Below are 18,154 nucleotides of genomic sequence, written 5' to 3' on the forward strand. Positions count from 1 at the left end.
GTACGGTAGCCAATGCCCAAACCGGTGATGCGGTTACCTTAACGGTGGGCAATAATACCTATAACACGACTGTTCAAAACGGTGAATTCTCAGCCAATATTGATGGTTCGGTATTGGCCGCTCAAAGCGAAATCAGCGTCAGCGTTCAGACGGCCGATAGTGCGGGTAATCAAACTCAGGCTACTTCTCAACATGCTTATCAGGTAGATATCGATATTGCTACGCCAAGCATTACCGTTAATCCGATTACGGCCGACAATGTAATTAATGCCAAAGAATCACAAAGTCAGATAGAGGTTTCCGGTACGGTTGCTAATGCGCAAACGGGTGATGCGGTTACCCTAACGGTTGGCGATAAAACCTATAACACTACCATTCAAAACGGTGGTTTCTCAGCCGATGTTCCGGGTTCGGTATTGGCGAACCAAAGCGAAATCAATGTCAGCGTTCAGACGGCCGATAAGGTAGGTAATCAAACACAAGCTACGGCTCAACATACTTATCAAGTTGATACCGATATTGCGACGCCAAGTATTACCGTTAATCCGATTACCGCCGATAATGTGATTAATGCGAAAGAATCACAAAGTCCGATTACAGTTTCTGGTACGGTAGCCAACGCCCAAACCGATGATGCAGTGACCTTAACGGTGGGTGAAAATACTTATCAAGCCACTGTTCAAAACGATGGCAGCTTTGCAACTAACGTTGATGGTTCGGTATTAACCGGCCAAAGTGAAATTGGTGTCAGCATTCAGACGGCCGATAATGCAGGCAATCAAGCTCAGGCTACTGTACAGCATCATTATGAGGTAGATACCGAAATTGAGACGCCGGTGGTAACGTTAAATCCGGTGGCGCAAGACGATATTATTAATTTGGTCGAGTCGCAATCGGCGGTAACGGTGATTACCGGTTCGGCCGAGCATGTACAAGACAATGCCGAAGTATTATTGACAGTGGGCGAAGCAGTGTATCGCGGAGCGGTGCATAACGGTCAATTCTCCGTTCAGGTCGATACTAAAACCTTAGTTAATCACGGCAATGTATCGGCTACATTGACCACTTCAGACAATGCCGGGAATAGTGCGTCAACCTCAACAGATCGTGTGTATCGTGTCAGCACCGAATATAACCCGACCATTAGTTTGAATAAAATTGCCGGCGACAATGTACTCAATATCAATGAGTCTAAAGGCAACGTTACCATCAGCGGCACCGTTACCGATGTAGCAGATGGCACGGATGTGGTGATTTCATGTAATTGCCCAAGTTGCCGTTCGGTGAAGTGGACCGACATTTTGGCGAAAGTACAAAATGGTGAATTTTCGGTTGAGGTTGCAGGTGATAGCCTGAGTAAAGAAGGTTATAACTCAGTAAAAGCGACGGTAACGGCACAGGATGAGGCCGGTAATACGGCTACGGTATCCGACAGCCAACAATACAGCAAAGATTTGCAAGCGCCTGAAGTAACGGTTTCTATTCACCCGATTGCCGGCGATGATGTGCTCTCAAAAGGCGAACAGGCGCAATCTATGCAATCGGTTTCCGGTACGGTAGAGGGCTTGGCAGCAGATGAGCGTGTTGATGAGGTTGTGGTTAATGTGAACGGCCAAAATCATACGGCAACGGTGAACGGCAACAACTATACCGCACAAGTATCTTCCCAAGTGTTGGCAGCAGCTGATCAGGTGTCTGTAATTGCTAAAGTTAGCGATGCTGCGGGCAATAGTGCCGAGGCGGAAAACAGCCGTACTTATCAGGTGGGCTCGTCCGAGCCGGAAATTATTTTAGATCCGGTAGCGGTCGACAATATTATCAGTAAAGCGGAAGCCGATTCGAATAGCTTTGTTTTGTCCGGTAGTGTCAGCAATATCGCAGACGGCGCGGTGGTACAGCTCAGTATTGGTAATAGTAGCCAAGCTCAGGCAACGGTTTCAGACGGCCGTTTCAGTGTGACCGTTGAAAAAGATTTCTTCGGTATTAACGATGGAACCCAAGAGGCATTGGGTACTTTAAATGCTGCTGTTACGCATACTTATGAAGGCCAAGCGCAAACACTGCGTGCTTCGCAATCCTATCATATTGATTTGGTGAACCGGACGGCCATCAGCATAGATGCGGTGACCGGGGATAACGTATTGGATGAGCGGGAAACGGCACCATCCAATATTGTAAATATTACCGGTACGGTTCGAGACGGCAAAGAAGGCGGCATTGTCAGAGTCGCTATTGGCGGAGGTACGTTCTCCGGTACGGTTCAGGCAGACGGTCGTTATAGCGTTGCCATTGAGCCGGATCGTTTTTCGCCAAAAGTCGACGAAGGTAAATACACGGTTTCCGCCAGTGTGCAGCGTATTGACGAAGCAGGTAATCAGGGCAACGGTTGGGTTTCTGTTTCCCGTGTGTTGTTGGTGGATAAAGTGGCACCGAAAGGCCAAGTGGTGTTTGATGCCATTACCGGCGACAATGTGATTAACCGTGCCGAATCCGAGCAAAGCACCATATTGGTCAGCGGCAAAGTCAACCGATTGGGCGAAGGCGATGAAGTGGTATCGGCAACCGTGAATATTGGTGGTCAAGACTATGCCGCTTCGGTTGTGGGCTCTACATTCCATGTTCAAGTGCCGACGGAAGTATTGAAAGCCAATACGCAAATCAGCGCACGCAGCGAACTCAAAGATGCGGCCAACCGCCATGGTGAAGCCACGGAAGGTACGCAATCCTATACGTTGCATACCGAAGAGCCGACTGCCCGAATTACCATCGACAGCATTAACGGTGGTAAGCCGATTAGCGCTGCCGATTTATCTAAAACGGTTAGCATAGAAGGTTCGTTGGATGTTTCGGCAAGTACGGCGGAGCCTTCAGCCAATGTAGTGGTTACCGTTAACGGTCAAAACCATACGGCGGCCATATCCGGTAATCAATGGGTATTGACGCTTCCGGCTACCGATTTGGCCGTTCAAGAAGGCCGTCTGAATGTAAAAGCGGCGGTAACGGTGGCTGATCAATATGGCAATACGGCTGAGGCTGCTGCTAATCAAGGCTATCAGGTTGATACGCTTGCCCCTGCGCCGGTGATTACCCTAAACAATATCAATGCAAATAATGTGATTGCGAATGCGGCCAACGGTAATATTAATGTGTCCGGTAAGGTCGGCGGCGAGTTCAAAGCCGGCGATAAGGTGACTTTGAGTATTAACAATGAAACCTACCAAGCAACAGCGGATAGAACGGGTGCATTCGGCATTTCCGTACCTGCTCAAAAACTAACCGGATCGGCCATACCGGTGATTCATGCGGCCATGACCACTGTTGATGATGCCGGAAACAGCAGTTCTACACATACTTCGCTTGACTATCGTGTCACGCGCGGCGGGATGTCTATCCACTTGAATCCGATTGCCGGAGACGATGTGATTAATCCGACCGAAGCCAAACAGGCGATAACGGTTTCAGGCCATGTGTCGGGTAAAGATGCCAGAGCAGGGGAAACGGTGGATTTAACTGTTCATGGTGAAACCATTCAGGCTAAAGTGCAGAACGATTTAAGTTTTAGAGCAGATATCGCTGCCGAGAAATTCTTAAATACCGACGGCTATACCGTTTCCGCTCATGCTCATGGTGCAAATTCGGCCGAAGCCAAAACCGCACGCAGCTATGAGGTTGTCACAGAAAGCGCAGCGAAAATCGATATTACCGCGATTGGCGACGACTTTAATGTCAGCACGGGGCAGGCTGTCGCCAATATCCGCCTGAACGGTGTGATTGAATTGGATGGTGCATTTGCCGATGGCATGAACAGCGAGCGCTTACGCCAAATTACCGTGGATATCGGTGAAAAAACCTATAAGGCCGGTGTGAAATCAGACCGTAGTTTCTTCTTGGATATCCCCGCCGACGAATGGGCATCTTTAGAGGGTAAACCGTTGTCGTTTAAGGTAGATGCCGATCCGCAGTTGTATCAAAAAGTAGCCATATCATCGCAAAACGGCCAGCCGGCTTACTATATCCATCGTATGGAGCGTAATGAACCGGTACAGATAAAAGAAGTGAAGTTCGATAGCCCGCATATTGTGACAGATGCGGAGGGGCGTCAGACAGTATCGGGTGCGGTTGAAAACCAAGTCGATATCAGCGGTGTGGTTAGCGGCTCTGCCAAAGCAGGCGATATCGTGAATCTGGAAATCGGCGACAAAGTATATACCGCTGAAGTGGAGGATGATCTTAGTTTTTCCGCTTCCGTTTCGGCTGCCGAAATGGCGGCTGCGAAAGAACATCATGTTCGGGCGGTATTGAATGCTACCGATAAATCGGGTCAAACGATTACGGTGGGCGATATTGAAAATTATGCGTCTATGCGGGAAACCGACAGCAAGTTTGTTAACCTGCATTCCCGTATTACCAGCGGCATTCAAACCGATCATAGTGCCGACAACTATAACTTCCCCTATTTTATTGATAAAACAGGGGCATTGCGTGGCGGAAGCTATGGGATTCCTTTCGGCGGTAAGCAAGACGGGCCGGCCGTTATCAAATACCACTTTATGACTTTGGACGAAATCGCCCAACTGCCGGAAAACTATAACCGCTATATCGACCGTGGTTCGATGATTACCTATCCCTCTGAAATGCAGGATATTGTGCGCAATGCCTATAAACAAATCAGTGCCATTGCCAATATCGAATTTGTCGAAGTGGATACGGCGGCGGAAGCGAATACCAAATTCTTTATGGGCAATTTGGAAAGCGGTTTTGAAGGTTCTTCGGCCATTGCCTATAACAGCGGTTTGATTGCTTGGAACAGCCGCTACAACTATTTAGGATGGAGTAAAGATTTCCTGAATTATGTGGTGATGCATGAAGTGACTCATACGTTTAATATGAAACACACTTCGATAGGCTTTACCGGCGATTATGCCAAAGAAGAAACCTTTGAGTTTTCCAGCATGTCGTATAAAGCCTATGCCAACAACAACCTGTTTTTAAGTTTAGGCCAATTGCGTACCTATGATTTGGCTTATATGCAATACGCTTTCGGCCCGAACCGCAATGTGCGTGTGGGCAACGATGTGTATACGTTTAAAAACTACAATGTATATAGTCAGGATAGCGACCGCTATATTTGGGATGCAGGGGGCATTGACACCTTCGACGCCTCGCATGAAGCGCAAGGCGTGCATGTAAACCTAACGCCGGGCTCTTGGATTTATGTCGGCGATACCCTTGAAAAACTGTTTAGTGTGAAGAGTATTGCGAGCTACGATATGCATGATTATTTCCACTTAGACCAATCCGTTTCTTTAAGCGGGTATCGTGGTGATAAAGTATCCCTAAACACCTATACCGAAGGACAAGCCTTTATCGGGTATGGCACGCAGATTGAAAACCTGATTGGCTCTGAACATAACGACTATCTGGCCGGAAATAAAGCCGGCAATAATATCGACGGCGGCGCGGGTAACGACATCATAGACGGCGGCGCAGGCGACGATTATCTTGATGGCGGTAAAGGTGCGGATACTTTGAGCGGCGGTATCGGTGATGATATGTATATGGTTGATAATATTGGCGATAGAGTGATTGAATTGGCCGGCCAAGGCCATGATCATGTATACAGCAATATCAACTACACCTTAACCGACCATGTGGAAGATTTAACCCTGATTGGCACCACGGCGATTAACGGTATCGGTAATGCCGAAAACAATATGATTACAGGCAACGGCTTGGATAATATTTTGAACGGTATGGCCGGTGACGACCGTATTATCGGCGGTGCGGGTAGCGATACTTTAACCGGTGGTGCAGGGCGCGATACGTTTGTATTCGATAGCGTTTTAGACGGCAGTGTCGATATCATTACCGATTTCACCGTAGGGCAGGATAAGATTGAATTACAATCCTCAATCTTCGATGCCTTGAGCGGAAATACGATGGCCGAATGGGATCAATATGTGCAATACCATGCCGATACCGGTCATCTGACTTATGATCGTGACGGTCGCGGCGCTGGCGATGCCATTCAATTTGCCACGCTGGATAAAGATTTGCAGATAGATCAGCAAAGCTTTATTGTGGTTTAAGTCTTTTCAATCTAAAAAGCCGTCTGAAACTTTTCAGACGGCTTTTTTATCATGTGTTATGACATTTATTGATGTGGGTTGCGGCTACCAATTCACCCGCACGGAACGGCCGCCGAGTAAGGTTTCCAAGCTGTCGAACAATGCCGCGCTCGGGGTTACCGTCCATTTCGGCGGAATTTTTAAATCGCCGCTGGCAGCATGATTGCTGTAAGACAGCCGTATCGGTATGTGGCCGGTATCGGGCAGGTGGTGTTCGGTGAGTAGTGCCGCCAGTTGTGCGATATCATGGTCGGGGCCTAAGTTTAGGCTTAGGCTGCGGGCGTAGCGCTCACGGGCGGATTGCAGGGTCATTACCTGATTGGCCATAATGCGTAAGGCATCGCCGCCGTTGTAATCGTCGCGGCTGACTTTACATTCCATAATCAGCACTTGATCGGCTTTCAGACGGCCTGCGCTTTCTTCCAATACATGGCCGCTGATCATCACTTCGACTTGGCCGTTTTGGTCTTCAAGGGTGGCAAAAGCGATTTTGCCGCGCTTGCCCATCATGGTGCGTATGGCGGTGGCAAAGCCGGCGACCCGCACATTGTCTTGCGGTTTCAGACGGCTTAAACGGGTCGGGGCGATTTGGCGGACTTCTTTGGCATAAGGGCCGAAAGGATGGCCGGAAAAGTAGAAACCCAATACTTGTTTTTCTTCGGCCAGTTTTTCCGATTCGCTCCATTCGGGCACGGCTTCCATTTGAACCGGCTCGATGGCATCTTCGATAAAATCAAACAATCCGCCCTGATTGGCGTTGGCGGTTTTTTGTTCGGCATTGTGGATGGCCAGATCAATATTGGCCAACAGCATGGCGCGGTTGGGGTTGAGGGTGTCGAATGCGCCGGCGCGTACCAACGATTCGACGGTGCGCTTGTTCAGATGGCCTCTGTCAACCCGTTCGCAGAAATCGAGCAAGTCTTTAAATGCGCCGCCGGTATTGCGGGCTTCGACAATGGCTTCTACCGCACCTTCGCCCACGCCTTTTACCGCGCCGAGCGCATAGCGGATGCGGCGTTGGTTGTCGGGGGTGAATAGGTAGTCGGATTCATTTATATCGGGCGCTAAAAAGGTAATGCCGTTGGCGCGGGCGTCATCGTAGAAATGCTTGAGCTGGTCGGTATTATCCAGCTCGGACGACATGGTGGCAGCCATAAATTCGGCGGGGTAGTGCGCTTTGAGCCATGCGGTTTGATAGGCAACCAGCGAATAGGCGGCGGCATGTGATTTATTGAAGCCGTAGCCGGCAAATTTTTCCATATAGTCGAAAATTTCATCGGCTTTGGCTTTGGGAATGCCTTGCTTCTGGGCGCCTTCGGCAAAAATCTCACGGTGTTTGGCCATTTCTTCGGGTTTTTTCTTACCCATGGCACGGCGTAATAAGTCGGCGCCGCCGAGTGAGTAGCCGCCGACAACTTGCGCCGACTGCATCACTTGTTCCTGATAAACCATAATGCCGTAGGTCGGCGCCAACACTTCGCTCAAAAGCGGGTGCAGGTATTCGAATTTAGCGCCGTGCATGCGGTCGATAAAGTCGGGAATCAGATCCATCGGGCCGGGGCGGTAGAGCGACACAAAGGCGATAATCTCTTCAAACTTGGTGGGTTTGGCCTTTTGCAGCATTTTTTTCATGCCGGTCGATTCAAACTGGAAAACGGCGGTGGTGTTGGCGGTGGAAAAGATTTGATAGGCGGCGGGGTCGTCTAAGGGGATTTTGCCGACATCAACCGTTTCGCCGGTGGTTTGTTTGATAAAGTTTTGCGCCATTTCGATAATGGTAAGGTTGCGCAAGCCCAAAAAGTCGAACTTCACCAGCCCCACGTCTTCCACATCGCCTTTGTCATACATCGATACGGGCGAAGCGGATTCATCGGCCTGATAAACAGGGCTGAAATCCGAAATTTTGCCGGGGGCAATCAATACGCCGCCCGCGTGCATGCCCAAACCACGGGTCAGGTCTTCAAGTTTTTTGGCCAATTCAATCAATTCGCCGGCGTCTTCGTCATCAATCAATTGCTTGATTTCCGGTTCCATTTCCATCGCTTTGTCTAAGCTGACAGGGCGGTTGGCTTCCAGCGGAATCAGTTTCGACAGGCGGTCGCACAAGCCGAACGGCAGCTCCAATACGCGGCCGACATCGCGGATAACGGCTTTGGACGACATGGTGCCGAAAGTCACAATCTGGCTAACCGCATCGGCGCCGTATTTTCCGCGTACATATTCAATCACACGGCCACGGTTGCTTTGGCAGAAATCGATATCGAAGTCGGGCATGGAAACGCGTTCGGGGTTTAAGAAACGTTCGAACAGCAAGGCGTATTTCAACGGGTCGAGGTCGGTAATTTTGAGTGAATAAGCGACCAATGAACCGGCACCGGAACCGCGCCCCGGGCCGACGGGGCAGCCGTTGTTTTTGGCCCAGTTGATAAAGTCTTGTACGATTAGGAAATAACCGGGGAAACCCATTTGAATAATAATGCCCAGCTCGAAATCCAAACGTGTCTGATATTCGGGCATTTTTTGTTTACGTTCGGCTTCGTCGGGATAAAGTTGGATCATGCGTTCCTGCAAACCTTCGTTGGCCAGTTGCGTCAGATAATCATCGAGCGACAAGCCGTCGGGCGTCGGGAATAAAGGCAGGAAGTTTTTACCTAAAGTAATGGTCAGATTACAGCGTTTGGCGATTTCCACCGAGTTTTGCAGGGCTTCGGGCAAATCGGCGAAACGTTCCGCCATCACTTCGGGGGAAATAAAAAATTGGCCGGGGGTAAATTCGTGTGGGCGTTTTTTATCGGCCAGTACCCAACCGCCGGCAATACATACCCGCGCTTCGTGTGCCTGAAAGTCGTCACGGTTTAAAAATTGGGTCGGATGGGTAGCGACCACCGGCAAATCCAACTCGGCGGCAATCTCGACACTGCCGGAAACCGAAGTTTCCCATTGCGGCCGTTCGGGCAGGCGTTGCAGTTCCAGATAAAAAGCATTCGGAAACCATGCCGCATATTTTTGGGCAGCAGCTTTGGCGGCATCGGGATGGCCGTTGATCAGGTTGACGCCGACTTCGCCGTAGTGTGCGCCGGATAAGCAGATTAAGCCGCTGTTGTCGCCCGTTTCAAGCCAGTTTTGACGCAGTTCGGCATGGTCGGTATTGCGGTCTTTTCCGACATAGGCCGCCGTTAGCAACTCGCTCAAGCGCAGGTATCCGGCATCGTTTTTCACCACCAACATGGCACGGAATGGTTTGTCGGGCGCATCGGGATTTTCAATCCATACGTCGGCCGCAGCCACCGGTTTGATGCCGGCACTGCGACACGCTTTATAAAACTTGACCAGACCGAACATATTCATTAAATCGCTGATACCCAAAGCAGGCAGGCCGTCTGAAACGGCTTTTTTAACGGCATCTTTGATGCGCACCGTACCGTCGGTAATCGAAAATTCGGTATGCAGGCGCAGGGGGATATAAATCGGGTCGGTCATGGTAGCTACATGCTAGAGAAAATAAAAGCGTATTGTAACAGGGTTTGCAAAAGATAAAGGCCGTCTGAAAGATTTCAGACGGCCTAAGCCATTATCGGATTAAAGATTAGATAATGGCGGCATTATTATGAACATAATCGTCCACATAAGTAACCGCTTCGGTGGTCGCATAAGTCACGTTGTCGGCGGCGCCGATGCTGCTGGAGGCAACCCGCGGTTCGGAAAATAAGCCGTTGAGTTGGCTGTCTAATATGCCGTCGTTGCCGCTTTCAAGCAAACTGCCTGAGGCCATTAAAATATCACTGCTTTCGGCTTTGTGGGCAGATAGGTTTTGGCTGTGAGCAACCATATTGTTGTTTTCAGCCTGATCTCCAATTATATGAATATAACCGTAACCGCCGAAATTGCTTATTATTCCGTTAACCTTAACAAGTTCTGCATTGCTAAAGGTACCGTCTTCAAATACAAACTTAGTAATAGCCGTATCCGGTCCCGCTGTTTGGTTGTCAATATATAATGAAGTTAATATTGCACGATTATGGTCTTCTGTATAAATCTTCCAATTTTGTAAGTTGTCAGAACGGTCTTCCACAAATATGTGTATATCGTTCACACTTAAATCTTTGAATATCAATGTATTGTTTCCTTGGTGGTCTACGATGAGACTCGTTCCGTAGTTTTGTACGAAATGATAAACATCATCACCGCCTTCGCCCATAAACCGATCATTACCACCATTACCGAAGAATATATCGTTACCATCCCCACCATAGAGAAGGTTATCATTGCTGTTACCCACCAACATATTATCACTGCTGTTACCGTGCCCATTAAGAGGATTGTTACCTGTTAAATATAGTCTTTCAATATTTGCAGGGGCCGTATAACTGATATTACTGTAAATAGTATCGATACCTTCGTTATAGGCTTCTATAACAGTGTCGCCAGTATTATCAACATAATATGTATCATTTCCTTCCTGGCCCCGCATTACGTCTTTACCCGCTCCTCCGCGTAATGTATCTGCGCCGCTACCCCCATTAAGGTAATCATTACCATCATTGCCATAAAGGATATCGTCACCTTTTCCGCCGTAGAGACTATCGTTTCCATTATTTCCACGGAGTACATCGTTACCGTCATCCCCGTAGAGGCGGTCATTGTCTAAACCGCCGTCTAGTATGTCGTTCCCGGCGCCGCCGGATATAAAGTCATCCCCTTGTCCACCATTGAGCGAATCATTACCGTCATTACCGTTTAATGTATCGTTGCCAATGCCACCGTCTAGTGTATCGTTGCCAATACCACCGGATATAAAGTCACTACCATCTCCTCCATAGAGTTTGTCATTGCCATTATTGCCAAGCAGCGTGTCATTGCCATTGAAGCCATAAAGTGAGTCATCGCCATCGCCGCCATAGAGGAAATCATTACCTTCACCGCCATTGAGAGAATCATTGCCACCCTCTCCATAGAGTCTATCGTTTCCATTATTACCATAGAGAACATCATCATTATTGCCGCCGTGGAGTCTATCACTACCCTCTCCACCATCGAGAATATCTTCCCCGCTATTACCATAGATGACATCGTTACCATATCCGCCATTCAAATAGTTACTATTACTATTTCCTGAAAGTACGTTATTGGCATTGTTTCCATATCCATTGATACGAGAGCTGCCAAGTAGATATAAATACTCAACGTTTTGGGGAAGGGTATAGCTTGAATTGCTGTAAATGGTGTCGTATCCCTCATTACTGGCTTCAATAACGAGATCACCCATGTTGTCTACATAGTAAACATCATTTCCTGATTGGCCGTACATTACGTCTTGGCCAAATCCTCCATTAATATGATCGTTACCATTACCTCCATAGATTGTATCGTTACCACTATTACCATTGAGTGAGTCATTGCCGTCTTTTCCATAGATGGTGTCATTGCCGTCACCACCGTTGAGAACGTTATTATTATTGTTTCCAATCATTAAGTTATTGCTGTCATTGCCATAGCCGTTTATACGATCCTTTCCGCCAAGGGTTAGGTTTTCAACGTTGCGTGGCATCGTATAGCTTACATCACTATAAATAGTATCATTACCTTCTTCATAAGCTTCAATAACGGTATCCCCAATATTATCAACATAGTAAGTATCGTTACCTGCCTGTCCGTGCATTACATCTTTACCCGAACCTCCATTGAGAACATCATTGCCATAACCTCCGTATAGTAAATCATCGCCGTTTTGTCCATATAGCTTATCATTACCATTGCCACCGTTTAATGAATCATTACCATTGCTGCCATAGAGTTTATCGTTATCATCTCCGCCATATAGCTTATCATTGCCATCTCCGCCGGAGAGTAAATCATTGCCGCTATTCCCTTCGATCCAATCATCACCATGTTCGCCATAAAGTAAATCATCGCCATTACCACCATAGAGGTGATCATTATCATCTCCGGCGTAGATAGAATCATTACCTTCACCTCCCCTAAGATAATCATGTCCACCTTTTCCGTAGATAATATCGTTACCCGTTCCCCCATCTATCGAGTCACCATTTAAATTGCCGTAGATAATATCGTTACCCCCGTGACCTTGTATTGAATTCATACCATAACCTCCATATAGTCTGTTATCGTTATTATTGCCGGCTAAATATGAGTGACTGGTATTGTTAACTCGCCCATCTATCGGGTCGTTACCAGTCAGTGTTAGGAATTCAATATTTGAGGGAGCGCTATAACTGACACTACTATAAATAGAGTCGGTACCCTCATCTTTAGCTTCTATAACAAGATCACCGGGATTATCAACATAATAAGAGTCATTTCCTGCTTGACCATACATTACATCTTTACCCTCGCCGCCGTATAGTGTATCTCTACCATTTCCTCCATAAAGATAATCATCACCATTTAAGCCATAAAGATAATCATTACCATCTAATCCATAGATAGTATCATTACCATCGGTGCCACTAATCCTATCATTTTGTGGTGTACCTTGAAGAACGGTTCTATTTGCAAAAGGGGTTACATTAGTATCATTAGCCATTTTCAATTTCCTTTTATCGTGTTGTATGTTAGGTAATATTGCAATCATCATGGTTGTAATATTTCCTATTTGTAATGTTATAAGTTATAAATTAATTAGTGTTAAAGTTCTACTGTAAAAAACATTTAAGTTTATTTATTGTAAGTTATTGAAAATGATAATTTAATTTTTAACAGGCTATCTTTTTGATATATATTATTAAATGTTTATTAAATATTTTTAATTTAATTTATTTTCATTTTGATAATTAGTTATTTTTGATGCATCTGTATGTTTTTTAATACATTTAATCGTTAAATTTAAGCATTCTTTTGCTTTGGTAGGTTATGGAAATAGAAAAAGGCCGTCTGAAAGATTTCAGACGGCCTAAGCCATTATCGGATTAAGGATTAGATAACGGCGGCATTATTATGAACATTATCGTCCACATAAGTAACCGCTTCGGTTGTCGCATAAGCTACAGTATCGGCGGCACCGATGCTGCCGGTGGCAACCGGCGGTTCGGAAAATAAGCCGTTGAGTTGGCTGTCCAATACACCGTCGTTGCTGCTTTCAAGCAGGCCGCCTGAGGCTGTTAAAATATCACTGCTCTCAGCTTTGTCGGCAGATAGGTTTTGGCTGTGAACAACCATATTGCTGTTTTCGGCTGAAACACCCAAGATATTGGTGCTACCTATCATACCGTTGAGTTGGGCATTACTGAATGTACCGTTGCTAAACACAAAGCTATCGATAGATGCATCAGCCCCTGAGGTTTGATGGTCAATCGTAATGCTATCGGTGGTACCGTTAATTTGAATAGTCCAAGAATTATTATGGGATTCAATGCTAACATCCGACGTATTCAAACCATTCAAATGGAGTGAGTTATGGCCTTGGGTATCGTGAATATAATCACTTCCATAACCGCGACCGAAGTAGTAGGTGTCATCACCGGCCTGGCCGTAGAGCCTATCGTTGCCATTGCCGCCGTTGAGTACATCATTACCGCTGCCGCCATAGAGTGAATCGTTACCGTTACCGCCATAGAGTCGGTCATTACCATTACCGCCATAGAGCGAATCGTTACCGTTCCAACCGTAAATGGCATCGTTACCATTGCCGCCGGATAAGTAGTTGCTGCTGCTGTTACCTTGGATAATGTTATTGGCATCGTTACCGTAGCCGTTTAGAGCATTGCCGGTTAATATCAAGTTTTCCACGTTTTGCGGAGTGGTGTAGTTGACACTGCTGTATACGGTATCAATGCCTTCGTTAACCGCTTCGATAACGGAGTCGCCGGTGTTGTCGACATAATAGGTATCGTTTCCGCCTTGGCCGCGCATAACGTCATTACTGCTGCCGCCATCGAGTCGATCGTTACCGACACCGCCATATAGCGAGTCATGACCGTCACCGCCATAGAGTGAATCGTTACCGCTATCACCATAGAGCGAATCATTGCCGGCGTTACCATATAGCAAGTCATTGCCATTGCCACCATACAGCGAGTCATTGCCATTACCACCATAGAGCGAATCGTTACCGTTCCAACCGTAAAGGGTATCGTTGCCATCACGGCCGTATAAGTAGTTGTCATTGCCGTTGCCTTGGATAACGTTGTTGCTGTCATTACCATAGCCGTTAATACGGGCGCTGCCGGTCAATGTCAGGTTTTCCACGTTTTGTGGAGCAGTGTAGCTGATACTGCTGTATACGGTATCGGTACCTTGATTAGCTGCTTCGACAACGGAGTCACCGCTGCTGTCGACATAATAGGTATCGTTTCCGTCTTGACCGCGCATCACATCGTTACCGCTGCCGCCATTGAGCGAATCGTTACCGTTGCCGCCGTATAACCAATCGGTACCATTACCGCCATAGAGCGAATCATTACCGTTCCAACCGTAAAGGGTATCGTTACCGTTGCCGCCGGATAAAGTGTTGTCGTTGCCGTTGCCTTGGATAACGTTGTTGCTGTCATTACCATAGCCGTTAATACGGGCGCTGCCGGTCAATGTCAGGTTTTCCACGTTTTGCGGAGTGGTGTAGCTGATACTGCTGTATACGGTATCGGTACCTTCGTTAGCCGCTTCGATAACGGAATCGCCGCTGCTGTCGACATAATAGGTGTCGTTTCCATTTTGACCGCGCATCACATCGTTACCGCTGCCGCCATCGAGTGTATCGTTACCGCTGCCGCCATTAAGTGTATCGTTACCGTTACCGCCGTATAACCGGTCGTTACCGCTGCCGCCATTGAGCGAATCGTTACCGTTGTCGCCATAAAGCGTATCGTTACCCCCATCGCCATAAATGGTATCGTTGCCATCACGGCCGTATAAGTAGTTATCATTTCTGTTGCCCCAGATAACATTATTGGCGTCATTGCCATAGCCGTATAGGGCATTGCCGGTTAATGTCAGGTTTTCCACATTTTGCGGGGTGGTGTAGTTGATACTGCTGTATACGGTATCGGTACCTTGATTAGCCGCTTCGATAACGGAATCGCCGCTGCTGTCGACATAATAGGTGTCGTTTCCATCCTGACCGCGCATAACGTCATTACCGCTGCCGCCGTCGAGTGTATCGTTACCGCTGCCGCCAGTAAGTGTATCGTTTCCGTTACCGCCGTATAACCGGTCGTTACCTATGCCGCCATCGAGCGAGTCGTTGCCGTTGTCGCCATAAAGCGTATCGTTACCCGTATCGCCATAAATGGTATCGTTGCCATCACGGCCGTATAAGTAGTTATCATTGCTGTTGCCCCAGATAACATTGTTGGCGTTATTGCCATAACCATTAATACGGGCACTGCCGGTCAGTAGCAGATTTTCTACGTTTTGCGGCGCGGTGTAGCTGATACTGCTGTATACGGTATCGGTACCTTGATTAGCCGCTTCGACAACGGAGTCGCCGCTGCTGTCGACATAATAGGTGTCGTTTCCATCCTGACCGCGCATAACGTCATTACCGCTGCCACCGTCAAGCAAATCATTACCGTTGCCGCCGTATAACCAGTCATTACCATTGCCGCCATAAAGCGTATCATTACCGTTCCAACCGTAAATGGTATCGTTACCATTGAGGCCGGATAAAAAGTTGTTGTTGCTATTACCCTGGATAATGTTATTGGCGCCATTGCCATAACCGTATAGGGCATTGCCGGTTAATGTCAGGTTTTCCACATTTTGCGGGGTGGTGTAGTTGATACTGCTGTATACGGTATCGGTACCTTGATTAGCCGCTTCGATAACGGAATCGCCGCTGCTGTCGACATAATAGGTGTCGTTTCCATCCTGACCGCGCATAACGTCATTACCGCTGCCGCCGTCGAGTGTATCGTTACCGCTGCCGCCAGTAAGTGTATCGTTTCCGTTACCGCCGTATAACCGGTCGTTACCTATGCCGCCATCGAGCGAGTCGTTGCCGTTGTCGCCATAAAGCGTATCGTTACCCGTATCGCCATAAATGGTATCGTTGCCATCACGGCCGTATAAGTAGTTATCATTGCTGTTGCCCCAGATAACATTGTTGGCGTTATTGCCATAACCATTAATACGGGCACTGCCGGTCAGTAGCAGATTTTCTACGTTTTGCGGCGCGGTGTAGCTGATACTGCTGTATACGGTATCGGTACCTTGATTAGCCGCTTCGACAACGGAGTCGCCGCTGCTGTCGACATAATAGGTGTCGTTTCCATCCTGACCGCGCATAACGTCATTACCGCTGCCACCGTCAAGCAAATCATTACCGTTGCCGCCGTATAACCAGTCATTACCATTGCCGCCATAAAGCGTATCATTACCGTTCCAACCGTAAATGGTATCGTTACCATTGAGGCCGGATAAAAAGTTGTTGTTGCTATTACCCTGGATAATGTTATTGGCGCCATTGCCATAACCGTATAGGGCATTGCCGGTTAATGTCAGGTTTTCCACGTTTTGCGGGGTGGTGTAGTTGATACTGCTGTATACGGTATCGGTACCTTGATTAGCCGCTTCGATAACGGAATCGCCGCTGCTGTCGACATAATAGGTGTCGTTTCCATCCTGACCGCGCATCACATCGTTACCGCTGCCGCCATTGAGCGAATCGTTACCGTTGCCGCCGTATAACCAATCGGTACCATTACCGCCATAGAGCGAATCATTACCGTTCCAACCGTAAAGGGTATCGTTACCGTTGCCGCCGGATAAAGTGTTGTCGTTGCCGTTGCCTTGGATAACGTTGTTGCTGTCATTACCATAGCCGTTAATACGGGCGCTGCCGGTCAATGTCAGGTTTTCCACGTTTTGCGGAGTGGTGTAGCTGATACTGCTGTATACGGTATCGGTACCTTGGTTGGCCGCTTCGATAACGGAATCGCCGCTGCTGTCGACATAATAGGTGTCGTTTCCATCCTGACCGCGCATAGCGTCATTACCGCTGCCGCCGTCGAGTGTATCGTTACCGCTACCGCCGTATAACCGGTCGTTACCATTACCGCCTTCAAGCCGGTCATGGCCATTACCGCCGCTGAGCGAATCATTACCGTTCAACCCATAAATGGTATCGTTACCATTGCCACCGGATAAGTAGTTGTTGTTGCTGTTGCCTCGGATAATATTATTGCTGTCATTACCGTAGCCGTTCGTCGCATTGCCGGTTAATGTTAGGTTTTCCACGTTTTGCGGAGCGGTATAGTTCACACTGCTGTATACGGTGTCGGTGCCTTCATTAGCCGCTTCGATAATGGAATCGCCGCTGCTGTCGACATAATAGGTATCGCTTCCGGCTTGGCCGCGCATCACATCGTTACCGCTGCCGCCATTGAGCGTATCATTGCCGCTACCACCATATAACCAGTCGTTGTTGTCTCCGCCATATAATGTATCGCTATCGTTGCCGCCATATAGCGAGTCGTTACCGCTGCCGCCGTAAAGTGTATCGCGACCGTTTTCACCATATAGTGAATCGTTGCCGTTTTCACCGTTGAGCGTGTCATTGCCTTCACCGCCATATAGCGAGTCATTACCGTTCCGGCCATAGATTAAATCATTACCATTTAAACCATAGATTGAATCATTGCCATTGCCGCCATAGAGGGTATCGTTACCATTCGTACCTTGAATCACATCATTAGCCATTTTTAATCTCCTTTTATCATGTTGTATATTAGGCAATATCACAATCATCATGTTTGTAATATTCCCTATTTGTAATGTTATAAGTTATGAATTAATTAGTGTTAAAGTTCCACTGTAAAAAATATTTAAGTTTATTTATTGTAAGTTATTGAAAATGATAAATTAATTTTTAATAAAATATCTTTTTGATATCTATTATCAAATGAGTATTAAATATTTTTAATTAATTTAGTTTTAATTTTTATAGTTAGTTATTTTTTGATATATCTGTATGTTTTTTAATACATTTATTCATTACTTTTTGAGTATGTTTTGCTTTGATGGATATCAAAATAGAAAAAGGCCGTCTGAAAATCTTTCAGACGGCCTAAGAG

At 47.2% G+C, this 18,154-nt stretch carries 4 protein-coding genes; 1 reads left to right on the forward strand and 3 read right to left on the reverse strand.

Features of this window, described 5'->3' with window-relative positions; genetic code table 11:
* The coding region (locus tag NXS09_RS10550; RefSeq protein WP_259292478.1) for an Ig-like domain-containing protein at nt 1–6,089 on the forward strand (6,089 nt) is incomplete at its 5' end.
* Nucleotides 6,090–6,173: 84 nt separating this feature from the next.
* On the opposite strand, the gene dnaE is transcribed toward NXS09_RS10550, so the two are convergent.
* The 3 genes from dnaE to NXS09_RS10565 form a co-directional block, all read right to left on the reverse strand.
* Nucleotides 6,174–9,608 carry a DNA polymerase III subunit alpha gene (dnaE, locus tag NXS09_RS10555; RefSeq protein ID WP_259292479.1) on the reverse strand — a complete coding sequence of 1,145 codons (3,435 nt, stop codon included), beginning with the start codon at nt 9,606–9,608 and terminating at the stop codon, nt 6,174–6,176.
* A 106-nt stretch (nt 9,609–9,714) separates the two neighbouring features.
* Nucleotides 9,715–12,723, reverse strand: coding sequence for a calcium-binding protein (locus tag NXS09_RS10560; protein ID WP_259292480.1), 3,009 nt, complete (start codon nt 12,721–12,723; stop codon nt 9,715–9,717).
* Between the two features lie 338 nt (nt 12,724–13,061).
* Nucleotides 13,062–17,780, reverse strand: a complete 4,719-nt coding sequence (locus NXS09_RS10565) for a beta strand repeat-containing protein (RefSeq protein ID WP_259292481.1) — start codon at nt 17,778–17,780, stop codon at nt 13,062–13,064.
* Nucleotides 17,781–18,154 lie beyond the last annotated feature (374 nt).

The organism is Neisseria montereyensis, assembly GCF_024834045.1.
GTDB lineage: Bacteria > Pseudomonadota > Gammaproteobacteria > Burkholderiales > Neisseriaceae > Neisseria > Neisseria montereyensis.